Here is a 15,826-nt window from a genome sequence, read left to right on the forward strand (position 1 = left end):
TCTGCTTTAATTCTTCCCTAGCGCACTCCACCGAGAATGTGAAGTCACGTAACCGGCTCTTCACGCATGCGCTGAGGCCGGCAATCCGATCGGATGACCAGCTAACTTCTCGGGTCGCGGGCATATGTGACGGCTTTCATTACCGGCAAGCAGTATGCGGAATTGCTGTGACTGGCCACAACCATGCATCGGGTCTCGCGCCGACGCACAACCGAGCATCATTCAGTTCCCGTACTGCTTGGTCTCGGGCCGTTCGATGAGCAGGACGTGGGCGCGAGTCTCCGCGACGGGGCGGTGCCGAACTCCTTTGGGGACGACGAAGACGTCTCCGGCTGAGAGGCTGACGGGTGCGCGGCCTTCGAGTTCGATGCGGAAAGCGCCGTCCCAGCACAGGAACAGTTCGTCCTCGTCGTGGTGGTGCCAAGGGAACTCGCCCTCGAGCCGGGCGGCGCGGACCACGGTGTCGTTGACCCGCGCGACATCGCGTTGCTGGAAAGGCCCCGGCAGCGCGGCGATGGTGCCGGGGATCGAAACGGTCAGGCGCTCGGAGATGGCTGCTTCTTCGCTCATGGGAGCCATGGTGGTCGGCGCGGGATGGTGGACCCAGATCCAATACGGCAAAATTGGTTTGCTGATGGATCCAATTGAGGTATTGCATCGTCTCGGTCGGTGGTCGACGGGGCGAGGTCCGTTGTATCTGCTGCTCGCGGCACGGCTTCGGCAGTTGATCGATGCGGGCGAACTCCCGCCGGGAACCGGGCTGCCGCCGGATCGGGTCTTCGCGCGCAGTCTCTCCGTCGGACGCAGCACGGTGGTCGCCGCCTACGGGCTGTTGGAGGGCGAAGGGCGAATCGTGCGGCGCCAAGGCAGCGGCACTCGCGTCGCGGGTGCGCCGACGGCGGCGCCGAAGACCACCAGCGCGCCCATGTTCCTGCATCTGCTGGAGCCGGACCCCCAGGTGATCTCGCTGGCTTGTGCCGCGCCCGGCGCACCACCTCCGGAGATGACCGCGGCGTTCGCCGCGATACTGCCCGAATTGGCGTCGACAACCGCTGACATCGGCTATCACCCTGCCGGTTGTTCGACACTCCGCGAGGCCATTGCCCAGCGCTACACCCGGCTGGGAGCGCCGACGCCCGCCGATCGGATTCTCGTCACCAACGGCGGTCAGCAAGCGCTTTCGCTGTTGGCTCGCGCGTTCATCACCCCCGGTGATCGCGTTCTGCTCGAGACGCCGACCTACCCGGGCGCGCTCGAGGCATTCCGCGAACAAGCGGCCGTTCTGGATGCGCTGCCGGTCGGGTTCACCGGATTCGAGGCGGCCGTTCGAGCGCACCGTCCCGCCGTCGGCTACCTGACCCCCACGTTCCAGAATCCCACCGGCACAGTCCTTCCCCGCCTGGTCCGACGCAGAATCGCCGAAGTGGCCGCTGCCGCAGGTGTCCCGCTCATCGCCGACGAAGTGCTCGCCGACCTGGGGTTCCCGGGCGAGGTGATGCCGCCGTTCGCGGTCGACTCCGACGACGCCATCTCCATCGGATCGTTGAGCAAGAGCATGTGGGGCGGCTTGCGCATCGGCTGGATCCGCGCACCGCGCCCGGTCATCGAACGCGTGACCCGCCTGCGGGCGGTGCACGACCTCGGCGGAAACCTACCGGCCCAGCTCGCCGCCGCCCGGCTGGTTCCACAGTTGGATCTGTTGTGCGCGAACCATGCGGCACAACGGCAGTCCTGCCACGACACGCTCCTGGGCGCGCTGGGCGCACACCTCCCCGACTGGACGGTGTCGGCTGTGCGCGGCGGCCAGACACTCTGGGTGCGACTGCCTTACGGCGACGGCAACTCGTTCGCCCAGACCGCGCTCCGCCACGGCGTCGCCGTGCTCGCAGGCAACGGTCTCGACGTGAGCGGCGGCAGCGGCGAATACATACGCCTGCACTTCCGTCACCCGGAAAGCACTCTCACCGCGGCCGTCGCGCGGCTGGCCACCGCCTGGGACGACTATCGCCCACCGGCGCGACCGGCGACCGCACCGCCGCCGCTGGCGGTCTGATCCGATGACATGGGTGTTTCGGTGCCCGACAGCGTCAACGGGATCGGCGCACCGGTTCTATCGGGGCGATAGACGCAGCGCGTGCGGGTGTAGATCGTCGGCATGCATTCGTTGCAGTGGACGCAGGCCGACTGGGTTCCGGCGTCGGATCGAATGCGGTGCAGGAGGTTCGGCTCCCGCAGCAGCGCTCTGGCCATCGCGACGAAGTCGAATCCCTCGGTCATCGCCTGCCGCATGGTGTGCAGGTTCGTGATGCCGCCCAACAGGATCAGTGGCATCGACAGCTCCCGGCGGAAGTGGCGCGCCCGCTCGAGCAGATACCCGTCCTGATAGGGGTATTCCTTCAGGAAAGCCCGGCCGACCAGGCGGAAACCCCAGCGCGCCGGTAGCGGAAGGACATTGGCGAACTCCCTCCGCGGCGCCTGGCCGTGGAACAGCAACATCGGGTTGAGCAGTGAACTTCCAGCGGTAAGCTCCAGCGCGTCGAGCGTGCCGTCCGCCTCCAACGACGCCGCCACTTGCAGCGACTCCGGCACCGTCAGTCCGCCCGGCACGCCGTCTTCCATGTTGAGCTTCGCGATCACCGCGAGCCGGCCACCCACGGCTTCCCGTACCGCCCAGGCGATTTCACGCGCCAGCCGGGCGCGGTTGGCGGTGGAACCGCCGTACCCGTCGGTGCGCCGGTTCAATCTCGGGCTCAGGAACGAGCTCACCAGGTAGTTGTGCCCGAAATGGATTTCCACCGCGTCGAAGCCCGCTTGCTCGGCCAGTGTCGCCGCGTTCGCGTGCGCGGCGATAACCTCGCGAATCTCCGCTTCGTCGGGCACCTTCATGAAGCGCATCGTGAGGGGGCTGATCATCCGGCTGGGAGCGAGCGCGGGAAAGCCGTTGGATCTCGCGTTGGCCACCGGTCCGGCATGCCCGATCTGCGCGCTCGCCGCCGCGCCCTCGGCATGGACGGCGTCGGTCAACTCGCGCAATCCCGGCACCGCCTCCGGGCGCATCCAGATCTGGTGCCGGTCGGTTCGGCCACCCGGCGCGACCGCGCAGTAGGCGACCGTCGTCATTCCGACGCCACCCGCCGCGGTCTCTCGGTGGAACTCGATCAGATCGTCGGTGACCAGTGCGTCAGGGGTACGGCCCTCGAATGTCGCCGCCTTGATCACCCTGTTGCGCAACGTGATCGGGCCCAGTTCGGCCGGTGCGAAGACCTCGTTCATTTCCGCTCTCCCTTGCCTGCGGTCAGCCCGGCGACGACGAAGTCACGCAAGGTGGTCACCGCCTCGTCCGACATCTCCCGCTCGTTGGTCCCAGCGCCGCCGAATCGCGTGATGATCAGGTCGAACGCCAACATCCAGCGGCGTCGGCTCTCCTGTTCGCCGACCTCTGGTAGCAGGCCGACCCACGAGTCCATCCGGAACCACGGCTGACGCCACTGCGTCACCTGCCGTCCCAGGACGAACTGGGCCAGCAAACGCAGATGCAACCGGCCCACCGGATCGGCGGCCAACTCGACGAAGGGCTCGATGACGGCGTCGACGACCTCGGCGACCGAGCCGTGCTCGGCGGTCACGGCCGACAACCGAGTCGCCCACCGCGGCCCCAACCGGTCCTCGAGCAACGCCGCGACCAGGGCGTCCTTCGACCCGAAGTGGTAGTGCACCGCGGCCGGATTCGCCCCGGCCTCGGCGCAGATGCTGCGCACCGACACGTCGTCGTATCGGCCGGTCAGCAACAGTCGTTCGGCGGCGGCGAGGAGCCGTTCGCGCGTGCTCGCCGATGTGGCGACCTGGTCGGTCATGTCTCTAGTGAAGCACTTTTCAAACAACGTTTCAATCATTGATTGAACGAAGGCATTTCCATAGATTATGAATATAAAAATGCTATGCTTCGAGCATGAGTCGTCAAGACGCCGCTCCTGGCGCGTCCGCCGCCATCGGGGCAGCCCTCTACGGCCTGGCCACCAGGGCCGCGAGACGCCTGCCCCGGGACATGAGCCTGACGTCCGCCGCCACCCTGGCCACCCTGGACCGGACCGGCCCGCGGCGCATCACCGATCTGGCCGCGGTCGAGGGCGTCACCCAGCCCGCGATGACCGCCCTGGTCCGGGTGATGGAGGAGTCCGGCCTGGTCGAGCGGCGGGGCGACGCGTCCGACAAGCGGGTCACGCTGGTGTGCCTGACCGAGGCCGGCGCCTCCTATGTGCGGACGCGGCGCCAGGCGGGCGTCCACGCGTTCGAGCGGTTGATCAGCGAGCTCACCGGCGACGAGGTCGAGGCGCTGGTGGCGGCCCTTCCGGCGCTGAAGCATCTGGCAGAGCTCGAAAGCCAGGACCGCGATGGGCCGAAGCAGTGACCGGGCAGCCGGTCGGCGGGGTCGCGGTGAAGGCGTTCCCGGTGGCGCGTTCCGAAGCGCGGCTGCTGGTCCCCGCCCTGATGTTCATCGCTCTGGTCGTGGCGGCGGTCGGCAGCCTCGGGGCGCCGCTCATCACCAGCGTGGCGACCTCGTTCCACGTCTCGCTCGGCAGCGCGCAGTGGACGCTGACCGTCGCGCTGCTCAGCGGCGCCGTTGCCACGCCGGTCCTGGGCCGGCTCGGAGCCGGCCCGCACCGGCGGGCCACGATCCTCGCCACCCTGGCGGTCGTCGTCGCCGGCAGCGCGCTCACCGTGCTGCCGCTGCCGTTCGCGTCGCTGCTGGCCGGCAGGGCGGCCCAGGGCGTCGGGCTCGGGCTGACGGCGCTGATGATGGGCGTGGCCCGGGACCACCTCCCCGAGGAGCGCAGCGCGGCCGTGATCGCCCTGATCTCGGTGGTCTCGATCATCGGGGCCGGCGTCGGCTACCCGCTGGCCGCACTGCTCGCCGAGCTCGGCGGGGTACGGGCCGCCTACGGCCTCGGCCTGGTCGTCACCGCCGCCGCCCTCCTGACCGCGTGGCGCTCCATGCCCGAGGCCCCCGAAGGCCGCGCCGCCCACGTGGACGTGGCAGGCGCGGTCGTCCTGGCCGCTGCGCTGCTCCTGGTGCTGTTCCTCGCCGGCGAACGGAATCTGTGGAGCCGGCACCTCGCCGTGGCGGCGGGTCTCGCCGTCGTCGCGGTGGTGCTGCTCTGCGTCTGGGCCGTCATGGAGCTGCGCAGCACGACGCCCCTGGTCGATGTGCGGGCGGTGCGGCACCCGGCGGTCGCCGGGGCGAACCTCGCCATGTTCGTCGGCGGGATCGGCATGTACCTCCTGCTCACGCTCATCACCCGGTACGCGCAGACGCCGCACGGCGCCGGCTACGGCTTCGGGCTGACCACCTTCGTCGCCGGGCTGGTCCTCATCCCGTTCTCGGTGCTGGGCTTCGTCGCCGGCAAGCTCACGCCGCGGGTCCGGACGCGGATCGCCGACCCCCTGCTCCTGGCCGGCAGCGCCGCCATCGTCGGCGGCGGGTTCGCCCTGTTCGCGGCGGCCCGGTCGGACCTGGCCGAACTGTTCGCGGCGATGGGCGTGCTCGGCTTCGGCGTCGGCGGCTTCTCGGCCGCGATGCCCGGCGTCATCCTGGCCGTCACCCCCAAGAGCGAGACGTCGAGCGCCATGAGCTTCAACTACGTCGTCCGCAGCGTCGGGTACTCGCTGGGCAGCGCCATCGGCGGTCTGGTCCTGGCCGCGGGCACCGGCCCCGGCCGCCTCTTCCCGAGCGACGACGCCTACACCACGGCAGCGCTGGTCGGCGTCGCCGCGATGGCGATCACGACGATGACCAGCCTCGCCCTCGCCCGCCGACGCTCGTCGAAGACCAACCCGTAAGTCAGATGCACTCATTCCAACACTGGAGGTTCCATGCCCAAGGGCTACTGGGTCAGCGTCTACCCCACCATCGAGGACCCCGAGAGGCTTGATGTCTACAACGAACTGGCAGGTCTAGCCGTCGCGGCCGCGGGCGGGCGGGTGCTCGCCAGCATCGGCAGCCGGGTCGACGCACACGAAGCCGGAATCGCCGAGCGCGTCGTCCTGATCGAGTTCGACAGCTTCGAACAGGCGGTCGCCGCACGCGCGAGCGCGGCCTACCAGAAGGCGCTGGCCGAACTCCCCGACGGCTTCGAGCGTGACTTCCGCATCGTCGAAGGCCTCGACTGACCGAGGTCCAGTCGGATCTTCACTGAAGGACTCTGTCGGGAATCTCGAGGACGGGCAGTTGACGTCCTGGAAACCGTGTACCGGGATGCCGGCACCGCCCGGCTCTTGCCCAGGCCGATCCGCCGCCGTGCCCACGGGCCGGTGTTCGTGACCCACGACCCCCCATAGCTGGACTCAGCGCGCTCGGACGCCGAGGACCGCGAGTTGAACTCGGTTGGATGCGCCGGTTTTGGTCATCAGGTTGGTGATGTGGGTTTTCACGGTGGTGACGCCGAGATGCAGGCGCTCGGCGATCTCCGCGTTGCCGAGGCCATCGGCGACGAGTGCGAGTACTTCGGTCTCCCGGGGAGTCAGTCCCCGCGGCGCGCGCTGGTCCGGACGCTCGGGTGTGGTCGGCCGGTGCTGCGCCAGGGCGGAATCGACGACGCGGCGCAGGACATCGGGTGAGAACGGGTGGTCACCGGCGGCGGCGCGGTGGATGCCGTGCAGCAGTTCCGCCGGTGCGGCGTCTTTGACCAGGAACCCGCAGGCGCCCGCGGCCAGGGCCGGATAAAGGTGATCGTCGTCGTCGAAGGTGGTCAACGCGAGGACCCTCGTGGCGGGCCGGGCCGCGAGAATGGTCGCGGTGGCACGGATTCCGTCCATCCCCGGCATGCGCAGGTCCATCAAGACGACGTCGGGACAGAGCTGTTCGGCGAGGCGCACGGCGTCCGCGCCCGCGGCTGCCTCCCCCACCACCTCGAGTTCGGCGTCGGTCTGACAGAGCATGCGCAAACCGGCGCGAACCAGCTGCTGGTCGTCGACGAGCAGGACCCGAACCGTCACGAAACCACTCCGTCCCGCAGGGGCAGGCACGCGGTGACCAGCCAGCCAGGACCGGATGGCCCCGCGGTCAGCTCGCCGCCCAGCAGCTCCACGCGCTCGCGCAGCCCGATCAGGCCGAGGCCGTGATCGCTCGGCACTCGACGGTTCTCGTCGCGTCGAGCGGTCGACTTCGGCCGTGCAGGCGCGGAACCGGCACGGAACCCGCTGTCGCACAAGGAGAAATGAACCGCCTCGGCGGCGCGCACGGTGACGGTCAGCGTGGCTGACGTACCCGGCCCGGCGTGCTCGACGATGTTCGCGATCCCCTCTTGGGTCAGCCGCAGCAGGGTCAGCGCGAGCACCGCGTCGACCGCGGTGATCTCGTCGTCCACCGTGGCGGTCACCGTGACATCCAGCTGGCGGGCGCGAGTCACGACCGCGTCGAGCGCGGCGGGAAGGTCCGCCGGTGCGATGAAGGATTCGCCCGCCATCGCGGGGTCGCGCAGGATGGCGACGAGCCTGCGCAGATCGGCGAGCGTTTCCTTGCCGCTGGCGTGGATGTCGTCGAGCACTTCCAGCGCGACGGGCGGCGCGTCGGTCAACGCGTGCCTGGCCACGCCGACCCGCAGCACCGTCGAGGACACGTGGTGGGCGATCAGATCGTGCAGCTCCCTGGCGATAGCGGTGCGTTCCAGCGCCCGCGCCGCCGCCACTTCGCTGTCCCGCCGTCGCGCGAGTTCGCGGGCCTCGTGTTCGGCGCGCTCCGTACTTTCGCGCGCCGCGCGCAGCAGGCCGCCGATCAGCAGTGGAGCCCCTGCCATGACCACCGCCCGGTAGCCGTTCGCGGCGAGATCGCCGGTCGGATGCAGCACATAGGCGGTGGCTACCGCGCCCGCGGCGGCCAGCGGAGGCCACCCGCCTCGACGCGCCGACAGTTCGGCCAGCGTGACGGCCGCCGCGACTTTGGGCACCACCGGGCCGGTGTCGCCGAACTCGAATCCGAGCAACAACAGACCGGCCACCACGAGTGCGGTCACGAACGGTCGGCGCACCCCCATGGCAGCGACGACGATGGCAGCCATCGCGATCGTCCAGTCCACCGTGCTCGCGCCGTCGACCAAGAAGAGCAGGCACCCGACGGCGGGCACCGCCAGAAGGAGCAGCCGCACCGGAACGAACCGCACGTCGAGCCAAGACTCGACGCCACGGGACACACCAGTAGCTTTCCACACGCCGACCATCATGCCGGGCGGCCGGGGCAACGCGGTTCCTCCGTGGGGAGGAGACACCTCACGAGCGCGGGTCCTCCGAGCGGCCGGAATCTCGGGCTCGATGGCGGATTCGCGGCAACGGCGACCTCGCGACAGTGGTGCCATGACGAACGAAGATCAGCACATCGCGTCCGATCCGGCCCGCGAGACGGCATACCCAGAGGCGCGCCCCAGCCGCAGGAAACTGCTCGGCACCGTCGCGGCCGCGTCGGGGCTCGCGGTGGGTGCGGCCGCGGGCTTGGCCGAAGGGATCGCGCTGGGAGCGGATTCGAATCCTCCGGACGCCGCGGTCAGGCCGCCGCTCGGGGCCTCCTGGCTGCGGCGCTTCGAGAACAAGACGGTGCTGATCACCGGGGCGACCTCCGGAATCGGCGCCGCGGCCGCACGATTGTTCGCCGCCGAAGGCGGCCGCGTCGCGTTCTGCGGAAGGCGCACCGAGCGCGGGCGTGCGGTGGAACGCGAGATCCGAGAGGCCGGTGGGGAGGCGACCTACTTCCGGGCCGACGTCCTGGTCGAAGCGGAAGTCCGCGCCTTCGTCGACGCGGCGGTCACCACCTACGGCGGGCTGCATGTCGCTTTCAACAACGCGGGCATCACCATTCAGAAGAAACTGCACGAGTACAGCGCGGAGGAATTCGATCGGGTCGTGCACACCAACCTGCGCGGAACCTTCTTGGCCATGAAATACGAAGTGCCGCATATGATTCACAGCGGCGGCGGCACCATAGTGGTCACCTCGTCGAGCAATGCCCTCGCGACCGACTCCGGCCGCGGCGCTTACACGGCGAGCAAGCGCGGTCTGGTCGGGCTCGTTCAGTCCGCCGCACTCGACTACGCCGCGGACGGCATCCGGGTCAACGCGCTGGTTCCCGGCACCACCGACACCGAACTGGTGCGCCGTGCGGCCGGTATGGAGAGCCTGCCCGACGACGCCTGGCAGGTCCTCATGAAACAGTGGGCAGGCAGCAATGTGCCCGGCCTGGGCCGACTGGCGACCGCGAACGAGATCGCGTCGTTCGCCCTCACCCTCGCCTCACCGGAACATCCGTACCTCACCGGAGCGCAGCTCGTCATCGACGGCGGAAAGACAGCGCACGCGTAGGTCGAGAACCCCTCGGATGGATCGAGCGGCGTTTCGCCCGCGAAGGAGGAAGCAGGGCCCCGGACACGCCGTGAAAGGTGGGAACCATGAAGTTCGCAGTGATCGGCGGTACCGGACGAATCGGCTCGCAGGTGGTGCGGAAGCTGACCGCGGGCGGACACGAGGCCGTCCCCGCGGCGCCGTCCACCGGTGTCGACCTGATCACGGGACAGGGCCTGGACCAAGCGCTGGAGGGTGTCGACGTCGTGGTCAACGTGGCGAACTCGCCGACCTTCGACGAGGCGTCCTTGGACTTCTTCCGCACCTCCATGAACAACCTGCTCGCCGCGGGAGACCGGGCCGGTGTCGGGCACCAGGTCGTCCTCTCGATCGTCGGAGTGGACCAGGTGCCCGAGCTGGATTACTACCGGGCCAAGACCCTGCAGGAGGACCTGCTCCGGCAGGGTCCGACGCCGTATTCCATCGTGCGCGCCACCCAATTCTTCGAGTTCATGGACGCGGTCTTGGCCGATACCTCCGACGGCGACACCGTTCGCCTGCCCGCCGCCCCCCTTCAGCCGATCGCCGCCGCGGACGTGGTCGACGCGGTCGTCGAGGTCTCCACCGGAAAGCCGCTGCGGGGCATCCGCAACGTGGCGGGTCCGGACGTCTTTCGCTTGGACGAACTCGGCAGGCTCACTCTGGCTGCGCGGCACGACACCCGGACGGTCATCACCGATGACAAAGCCGGTATGTTCGCCGTCGTCACCGGTGACGTGCTCACCGCAGGACCGGACGCACGGCTGGCATCCACGCACTACCGGGACTGGCTCCAGAAGACCCACTGAATTCCCGACCGCGTCACCGTCATTCTCCGCCGAGGTGTCGGTCGCCGGTCAGCGCCACCGGTGGGACGTATCGACTCACCAGCGTGCGGTGCCACCAGGCTCTGGTGCTAACCAGCTCGCGGGGCGTGGTGAATCGGTATTCGTACAGTTGCGCGCGCACGTAGCGCGGCGGGGACTCGGGGAAGGGGTTGCGCCGGAGTAGGCGCACGGTCGCCCGATCGTTCTCCAGTAGTCGCACCAGGAACGGGCCGAGCCAGTCCCGCGCATAATGCGGGGAGAAGGCGGCGAACCACATGAGCCAGTCCAGTCGCAGATGATAGGGGGCCCATTGCCGCGGGAGGCGGCGCGGATCGCCGGGTTTGCCTTTGAATTCGTATTCCTTCCATTCGGTCCGTTCGGTGATCGTCTGGTCCTCGGTTCCCTCGATCACCACCTCGAAGCGGATCCGGCCGACAGTGCCGAAGGCGCCGTAGGTGTTGACCAGGTGGTAGGAGTTGAACGACCGGTTCATGAGCTGGTGACTGGAGATCATGTTGCGCATAGGCCAGTAACTCAGGAACACCACCAGCACCGTGAACGCCATGACCAGGCCCGCGAACCATGGCGGTGGTTCCGGCAGCGAGGGCGGGGTCGGCACCGGAAGCACCGCTGCCGCCGAGGACTGACTGATCGCGCTACCGGCGAGGATGATCGTCAGCCAATTCAGCCACGCGAAGTTTCCGGACAGCACCAGCCACAGCTGGGTGACCAGGATGATGGCCGCGGCGATGCTCGCCACCGGCTGCGGCGCGAACAAGCCGAAAGGCACGACGAGTTGCGCGAAGTGGTTGGCCGCGACCTCGACTCGATGCAGCGGCTTGGGCAGGTGATGGAAGAACCAGCTCAGCGGCCCTGGCATCGGCTGGGTCTCATGGTGGTAGTACAGGCAGGTGAGATCACGCCAGCACGTGTCGCCGCGCATCTTGATCAGTCCCGCGCCGAACTCGACGCGGAACAGCAGCCAGCGCGCCGCCCACAACACCAGCACCGGAGGCGCGGTGCGGTCGTTGCCGAGGAATATCGCGAGGAAGCCGACCTCCAGCAGCAGGGACTCCCACCCGAACGAGTACCACGCCTGCCCCACGTTGACGATGGACAGATAGAGGACCCACAGCGTCAGCCACAGCAGCATCGCCGCCCACAGCGGCACCACATCGGCCAGGCCCGCGACCATCGCCGCGGACAGCGCCGCACCGATCCAGCAGACCGCGGCGAAGAAGCGGTCGGAATAGTGGGCATGAAAGATGCTCGGCGCCTCCCGGACGGATCGCCGCGCCAGCAATCGCGGCACCGGCAACATGCCGTGCTCGCCGATCAGCGCCCGGAACTGCCGGGCGGCCGTGATGAAGGCGATCAGATAGATGGCCGCGGCGCCGCGCGTCAGTACCTGCCTGCCCAACCAGTATTCGGGTGCGGTGAAGCATTCCATGCCCGCAACTCCTCGGATCGCGGACGTTCGTAACCCACCTTCGCCTACCTTAACCCGGCAGCGCGCAACCCGAGGGCGGATGCCGGAAGCTCCGCTACATGGGGTCGCGCCATGCCGGAATTCAGCGTCGATCTGAGCGCGTTCGCGAGTGTCGGTGCTGCCTGGAAGGATTCCGCGTATGAGTGCCACCGGGGACGATGCCCGCGCCTTTGCCTTGTCACTGCCGGAAACATCCGAGCAGTTCACGTGGGGAATGCCGACTTTCCGGGTCGCGGGCAAGTTGTTCCTCACGCTTCCGGAGGCCGAGACGTCGATGGCGGTCCGCTGCCCCATCGCCGACCGCGACGAACTCGTCGTGGCCGAGCCGGAGAAGTTCTGGATCGCCGCGCACGAAGCCAACAACGCCTGGGTCCGTGTGCGTCTCGCCGCGCTGGACGACCGCGACGAGCTGGAAGCCATCGTTCTCGATTCCTGGCGGCAAGCGGCCCCGCGAGATCTGGTCGACGACGCCGGATGAGGTCCTACCCCGGCGTCTTTCAAGGGTGCGGCAACACATCCGCCGAACCGTCGACCATCGAGCCCGGGTACCTCGACAGCCTCACCGACACGCTTCTCCGCGCTCTCGGCGCCAAAACCGGTTGATCGGTCCGGCCGCGCCGGTGATCAGCGTGCGCGGCGGCGGCGCGGGCGTGGAGCGAGCTTCAGGCCGAACAGCAGATCGGTGTTGCGAACCGGGGTCGGTTGTTCGGACATGCGGAGCAGTCCGGCTTGTCGTATCCAGCTGTGGTGCCAGTGGTACAGGTCCGGGAGGGTCACCTCGCATGCCGCGGCGATTCTGCGCAGACGGAAGCCCGCTCCACCGACGGCGCCGACGAACAGTTTGCTGTCGGGGGTGTCGTGCGCTTCCCGATGGACGCGGGCATCGTAGAGCAGCGGACGCGCCAACGGCGGTATCACCCATACGTATAAGTCGGGAGCATGCGCGTAGCCGATCGGGCCGTTGAAGATCAGCGCGTCCGCGGTGAGGGCGACGCAAGGAATCGCGTTGAGCTCCATCGCGGTAGCACCGGTGAACAATGCGGTGGCGAGCGCGGCGGCGTCCACCGGGTTGTCGGTCCTGGCGCGGATGCGGGTGATGATCGCCTGATCGATGGGAATCGTGGTCAGCCCCGGCCCCACCGAGTACGCGAGATCGGGTGGCAGATCCAGGCGCAGACCGTGCAGCAGGAACGCGGCTTGAGCGCCGCGCAGACGAGTGACGGTGTGTCCGCGGCTGGGACTATCGGCGACGAGACCGCCGAGGAACCGATACAGGCTCAGGATGTCGTTCCACTCGTCGACCAATCCGCCGCCGGAACCCTGTCGGATGCGGTCCGACACGGACAGGCGCGGTCGAAGAACCGTCAGCATGTGCGCGGCGAGACCGGCGCCCCCTGGGTCGACCCAACTGCGCTCGTGCTGATCGAGGTCGTGGTGACACGGCTGCCCGCCGTGTTCGGCCAGCCACCGGCAGGTCGCTCGGATTCCTTGGGTGTACACGGCGTCGACGCGCGCGAACTCGTCGGGCGGCAGGCTCCGGTAGGCGTCCGCTCGAAACGTGGTGACGTCTCCATCCGAGATCTGCGGCAGCAGCTCGCCTCCGGTCGTCTCCGGAAAGGTGACCATGCGGGACGGCCGGGTTCTGAGCTGTCGATACCCGACCTGGCGGGTGGGGCCATCGGGAACCTGTCGCGATCCCAGCCGCCGGGTCGGTCCATCGGGTACTCGTCGCGATCCGAGCTGCCGGGTCGGGCCATCGGGAATGGCGCCCCGCTTGGCCAATTCTTCCAGCTCGGATGGACGTAGCGTGGGCACGCTCGCGTCGACCACAGCTACAACCTCCTGGATGCATGGACCCGTGCCGGCACAGCGGGTTCGACGTCAGTTGCAGAGCATTCGATCACGTACCCAGGGGTAGATGCGAAAAGTTCACCGAGATTTGATGTTGCTTATCTCACTGGTGATCCGAGTTTCCCTGGAATCCGGTGAGTCGTGCCCATCCGGCGAAATCGCGGCGCTGCTGGCAGCGGCGCCAAAATCCGGTTGAGTGACAGCGAGTTTCACGCAATCGCGGTCCGTGACACCCGAGTTGTGCCGAATCGAGCGCTTGTTCACCCCCCTGGAACGCAAAGGCAGCCAGCGCTGTTTGGGAGCCACGCGAGACCGCGCGTCGACAGGACCGCGTGCCGACCCGGCGCAGGCGATGATCACCATGCCGATCCCCAGCCACTGGACCACCCGCAACTGCTCGCCGAGCAGCAGCAGTCCGACGCCTGCGGCCACCGCGGGTTCCAGGCTCATCATCACGCCGAACACCGCTGGCGTGATCCTGCGCAGCGCCTCCAACTCGATCGCGTGCGGCACGAGTGAGGACAGCACCGCCAGCGTCGCCGCCCCGGCGAGGAACACCGGATTCACCAGTATCGCGGCATCATTCGCGAGCACCGGCGGCAACGCGAGCAGCCCGCCGAATCCCATGGCCAAGGCCAATCCGTCGTGCCCGGCGGTGTGCCTGCCGACCACGGCGCTGCACGCGATGTAGGCGCCCCACCCGGCACCGGCGGCCACCGCGAACAGCACGCCGCTCCACGACAGCGGTCCTTCGGTGTCGACCAGCAGCAGCACGCCCGCGCCCGCGAGCGCCACCCACAGCGCGTCGTGCCAGCGCCGCGACCCGATCAGGGCGATGGTGAGTGGGCCGAGGAAATCAATGGTCACCGCCATACCCAGTGGAATGCGATCCAGCGCCGCGTAGAAGCACAGGTTCATGCCCGCTATCGCGACGCCGAGCCCGGCGATCGGGAGCATCGCTGTGCGCTCGACCCGCAGCGCAGGCCGCCACAACAGCATGGCGAACACACCGCCCAGCACGATCCGGGCGCACGCGACGGTTGTTGGCGAGGCGATCGAGAACAGGTGTTTGGCGACGACCGCGCCGAGCTGGATGCTGACCATCGCGACGACCACGAGAAGCGAGGTGGGCACGCCGCCGCGTTGCGGGGCGACGCGCGACGCGCTGTGTGCGGGGGTGTCCTGGACAGGACTGACGACCACGTGTTGCTCCGTTTCGGGGACGCGTTATGCCCGGGTGCGTAAGCGGATGTGTTTGTGCATGAGCAGGATTCGGACAACTCACGCCTCGCCGACCTCTGCGCATGGATCGGCGAGGGCGTGAATCGAGTGATTCCCGGCGGCGTCTCGGCTCGCCACCCGCGAGCCCGTGCTCGGCCCGCGACTGTGCTGGGTCGTAGCGAGGTGTCGGCTCCGGATTCACGGCGGTGTCGACCGAGCGGCGTAGGAGACCCGATTCAGGCCGGTCCACTCCAGGATGGACGGTGTCGGGGCGCTGCGCGCGGCCGTGTTTCACAGCGGGAGACGCTAGCTTCGCTAAGCAACGATTTGTCAACCGGTTGGTTGCCAGAACCCGGTAGGAATGTTGCGAGATGTGTATGGCGCTGTGCCGTGGGACACAAGAAACGATGTGATCGATAAGCGCTCAGCCGCACAGTGATTCAGAGCTCTCCCCCACGTTTGCTTGATCCACTGCCACCCCGGCCGTTATCGGGTCGGCATGCTCGAGGTTGGGCGGATACCACGGTCGGCGAGCGAGATCGCGAACTCTGCGGTGGCGAGCCGGAGCAAGGGCCACGGGTTGTCGATTCCGGGGCCAGGTCGAATCCGTCCTCCTCGGTCGATACGGGTCCGGCCGCGCGTACGCCGATGCCGGAGGCCGATAGGTGCCACAACGCGAAGTGCTATGGGCCCGAAGGAATTCTGCGGACGATCAACCAGCGGTCTCGGGACGGTCCGGTAGTCCGAGGCGCAGGTGTTCACTGTGGTAGATCGCCTCGTCCAACAGCTGGGCGACGTGGTTGTCGTAGAGGCTGTAGACGATGCTGCGGCCGGTGCGGGCTCCGGTGACCAATCCCAGGTGGCGCAGCAGCCGAAGCTGGTGGGAGACAGCGGATTGCTCCATCCCGATCGCCTCGGCCAGTGCGCTCACCGAGCGCGGGCCTTGGCGCAGCTCGGTGAGGATCATCAACCTGCTCGGGGTGGCCAGCGCCTGCAACGTGGTCGCGACGTGCTGGGCGGACTCGGGATCCAGGCGCGCGACAAGCTGCTCTCTGCCTCTGACGCCGTGTCCCAT

General features: G+C 68.3%; 16 protein-coding genes. 7 read left to right on the plus strand and 9 right to left on the minus strand.

The window, feature by feature from the left end:
* Window positions 1-222 precede the first annotated feature (222 nt).
* Window positions 223-570 (minus strand): cupin domain-containing protein, encoded by a 348-nt coding sequence (locus ON34_RS24215; protein ID WP_063821734.1) that lies wholly within the window; start codon window positions 568-570, stop codon window positions 223-225.
* Between ON34_RS24215 and ON34_RS24220 the strand changes: the two genes are divergently transcribed.
* Complete coding sequence (locus ON34_RS24220; RefSeq protein WP_245548172.1) at window positions 551-2,053, plus strand: aminotransferase-like domain-containing protein; 1,503 nt, start codon at window positions 551-553, stop codon at window positions 2,051-2,053. The two genes, ON34_RS24215 and ON34_RS24220, sit on opposite strands and share 20 nt — an antisense overlap.
* Here the strand turns inward: ON34_RS24220 and ON34_RS24225 are convergent.
* Entirely contained in the window at window positions 2,002-3,273 is a 1,272-nt protein-coding gene (locus ON34_RS24225) for an NADH:flavin oxidoreductase (protein WP_083889715.1), read from the minus strand. The genes ON34_RS24220 and ON34_RS24225 overlap by 52 nt on opposite strands.
* Complete coding sequence (locus ON34_RS24230; protein WP_051023048.1) at window positions 3,270-3,854, minus strand: TetR family transcriptional regulator; 585 nt, start codon at window positions 3,852-3,854, stop codon at window positions 3,270-3,272. The genes ON34_RS24225 and ON34_RS24230 overlap by 4 nt, the downstream gene beginning before the upstream one ends.
* Window positions 3,855-3,949: 95 nt before the next feature.
* Here ON34_RS24230 and ON34_RS24235 point away from each other — a divergent pair, with 95 nt between their 5' ends.
* From ON34_RS24235 to ON34_RS24245, 3 genes are read left to right on the plus strand one after another with little or no spacing between them, the layout of a single operon-like run.
* Window positions 3,950-4,408, plus strand: coding sequence for a MarR family winged helix-turn-helix transcriptional regulator (locus tag ON34_RS24235; RefSeq protein ID WP_245548173.1), 459 nt, complete (start codon window positions 3,950-3,952; stop codon window positions 4,406-4,408).
* Complete coding sequence (locus tag ON34_RS24240; RefSeq protein WP_040783359.1) at window positions 4,405-5,838, plus strand: MFS transporter; 1,434 nt, start codon at window positions 4,405-4,407, stop codon at window positions 5,836-5,838. The genes ON34_RS24235 and ON34_RS24240 overlap by 4 nt, the downstream gene beginning before the upstream one ends.
* Window positions 5,839-5,871: 33 nt before the next feature.
* Window positions 5,872-6,168 (plus strand): DUF1330 domain-containing protein, encoded by a 297-nt coding sequence (locus tag ON34_RS24245; RefSeq protein ID WP_040783362.1) that lies wholly within the window; start codon window positions 5,872-5,874, stop codon window positions 6,166-6,168.
* Window positions 6,169-6,342: 174 nt separating this feature from the next.
* On the opposite strand, the gene ON34_RS24250 is transcribed toward ON34_RS24245, so the two are convergent.
* Both ON34_RS24250 and ON34_RS24255 read right to left on the minus strand, forming a co-directional pair.
* Window positions 6,343-6,993, minus strand: a complete 651-nt coding sequence (locus tag ON34_RS24250) for a response regulator (protein WP_040783364.1) — start codon at window positions 6,991-6,993, stop codon at window positions 6,343-6,345.
* Window positions 6,990-8,234 (minus strand): sensor histidine kinase, encoded by a 1,245-nt coding sequence (locus tag ON34_RS24255; RefSeq protein WP_245548174.1) that lies wholly within the window; start codon window positions 8,232-8,234, stop codon window positions 6,990-6,992. The genes ON34_RS24250 and ON34_RS24255 overlap by 4 nt, the downstream gene beginning before the upstream one ends.
* Window positions 8,235-8,346: 112 nt before the next feature.
* Between ON34_RS24255 and ON34_RS24260 the strand changes: the two genes are divergently transcribed.
* Both ON34_RS24260 and ON34_RS24265 read left to right on the plus strand, forming a co-directional pair.
* The gene (locus ON34_RS24260; protein WP_040783368.1) at window positions 8,347-9,345 is read left to right on the plus strand and encodes an SDR family NAD(P)-dependent oxidoreductase; all 999 of its coding nucleotides are present in this window, start codon (window positions 8,347-8,349) and stop codon (window positions 9,343-9,345) included.
* Between the two features lie 86 nt (window positions 9,346-9,431).
* Window positions 9,432-10,172: an SDR family oxidoreductase gene (locus ON34_RS24265; protein ID WP_040783552.1), complete on the plus strand. Its 741-nt coding sequence runs from the start codon at window positions 9,432-9,434 to the stop codon at window positions 10,170-10,172.
* Between the two features lie 19 nt (window positions 10,173-10,191).
* Here the strand turns inward: ON34_RS24265 and ON34_RS24270 are convergent, their stop codons facing one another.
* Window positions 10,192-11,640, minus strand: coding sequence for a lipase maturation factor family protein (locus tag ON34_RS24270; protein ID WP_040783371.1), 1,449 nt, complete (start codon window positions 11,638-11,640; stop codon window positions 10,192-10,194).
* 178 nt (window positions 11,641-11,818) lie between these two features.
* Here ON34_RS24270 and ON34_RS24275 point away from each other — a divergent pair, with 178 nt between their 5' ends.
* Entirely contained in the window at window positions 11,819-12,157 is a 339-nt protein-coding gene (locus ON34_RS24275; RefSeq protein WP_040783373.1) for an MmcQ/YjbR family DNA-binding protein, read from the plus strand.
* Window positions 12,158-12,303: 146 nt separating this feature from the next.
* Here the strand turns inward: ON34_RS24275 and ON34_RS24280 are convergent, their stop codons facing one another.
* The 3 genes from ON34_RS24280 to ON34_RS24290 form a co-directional block, all read right to left on the minus strand.
* The gene (locus ON34_RS24280) at window positions 12,304-13,509 is read right to left on the minus strand and encodes a hypothetical protein (protein WP_157172406.1); all 1,206 of its coding nucleotides are present in this window, start codon (window positions 13,507-13,509) and stop codon (window positions 12,304-12,306) included.
* 99 nt (window positions 13,510-13,608) lie between these two features.
* Entirely contained in the window at window positions 13,609-14,733 is a 1,125-nt protein-coding gene (locus ON34_RS24285) for an EamA family transporter (protein WP_063821735.1), read from the minus strand.
* Window positions 14,734-15,463: 730 nt separating this feature from the next.
* A complete protein-coding gene (locus tag ON34_RS24290) occupies window positions 15,464-15,826 on the minus strand; it encodes an ArsR/SmtB family transcription factor (RefSeq protein ID WP_040783377.1) in 363 nt (120 codons plus the stop codon).

The sequence above is a fragment of the Nocardia pneumoniae NBRC 100136 genome (genome assembly GCF_000308755.1).
Lineage (GTDB): Bacteria > Actinomycetota > Actinomycetes > Mycobacteriales > Mycobacteriaceae > Nocardia > Nocardia pneumoniae.

Bases quoted from the DNA above. Each gene is read 5' to 3' on its own strand.
- ON34_RS24220 (WP_245548172.1), top strand. From the start codon at position 551: ATGGCTGCTTCTTCGCTCATGGGAGCCATGGTGGTCGGCGCGGGATGG.
- ON34_RS24215 (WP_063821734.1), bottom strand. From the start codon at position 570: ATGAGCGAAGAAGCAGCCATCTCCGAGCGCCTGACCGTTTCGATCCCC.
- ON34_RS24225 (WP_083889715.1), bottom strand. From the start codon at position 3,273: ATGAACGAGGTCTTCGCACCGGCCGAACTGGGCCCGATCACGTTGCGC.
- ON34_RS24230 (WP_051023048.1), bottom strand. From the start codon at position 3,854: ATGACCGACCAGGTCGCCACATCGGCGAGCACGCGCGAACGGCTCCTC.
- ON34_RS24235 (WP_245548173.1), top strand. From the start codon at position 3,950: ATGAGTCGTCAAGACGCCGCTCCTGGCGCGTCCGCCGCCATCGGGGCA.
- ON34_RS24245 (WP_040783362.1), top strand. From the start codon at position 5,872: ATGCCCAAGGGCTACTGGGTCAGCGTCTACCCCACCATCGAGGACCCC.
- ON34_RS24260 (WP_040783368.1), top strand. From the start codon at position 8,347: ATGACGAACGAAGATCAGCACATCGCGTCCGATCCGGCCCGCGAGACG.
- ON34_RS24265 (WP_040783552.1), top strand. From the start codon at position 9,432: ATGAAGTTCGCAGTGATCGGCGGTACCGGACGAATCGGCTCGCAGGTG.
- ON34_RS24270 (WP_040783371.1), bottom strand. From the start codon at position 11,640: ATGGAATGCTTCACCGCACCCGAATACTGGTTGGGCAGGCAGGTACTG.
- ON34_RS24275 (WP_040783373.1), top strand. From the start codon at position 11,819: ATGAGTGCCACCGGGGACGATGCCCGCGCCTTTGCCTTGTCACTGCCG.
- ON34_RS24290 (WP_040783377.1), bottom strand. From the start codon at position 15,826: ATGGGACACGGCGTCAGAGGCAGAGAGCAGCTTGTCGCGCGCCTGGAT.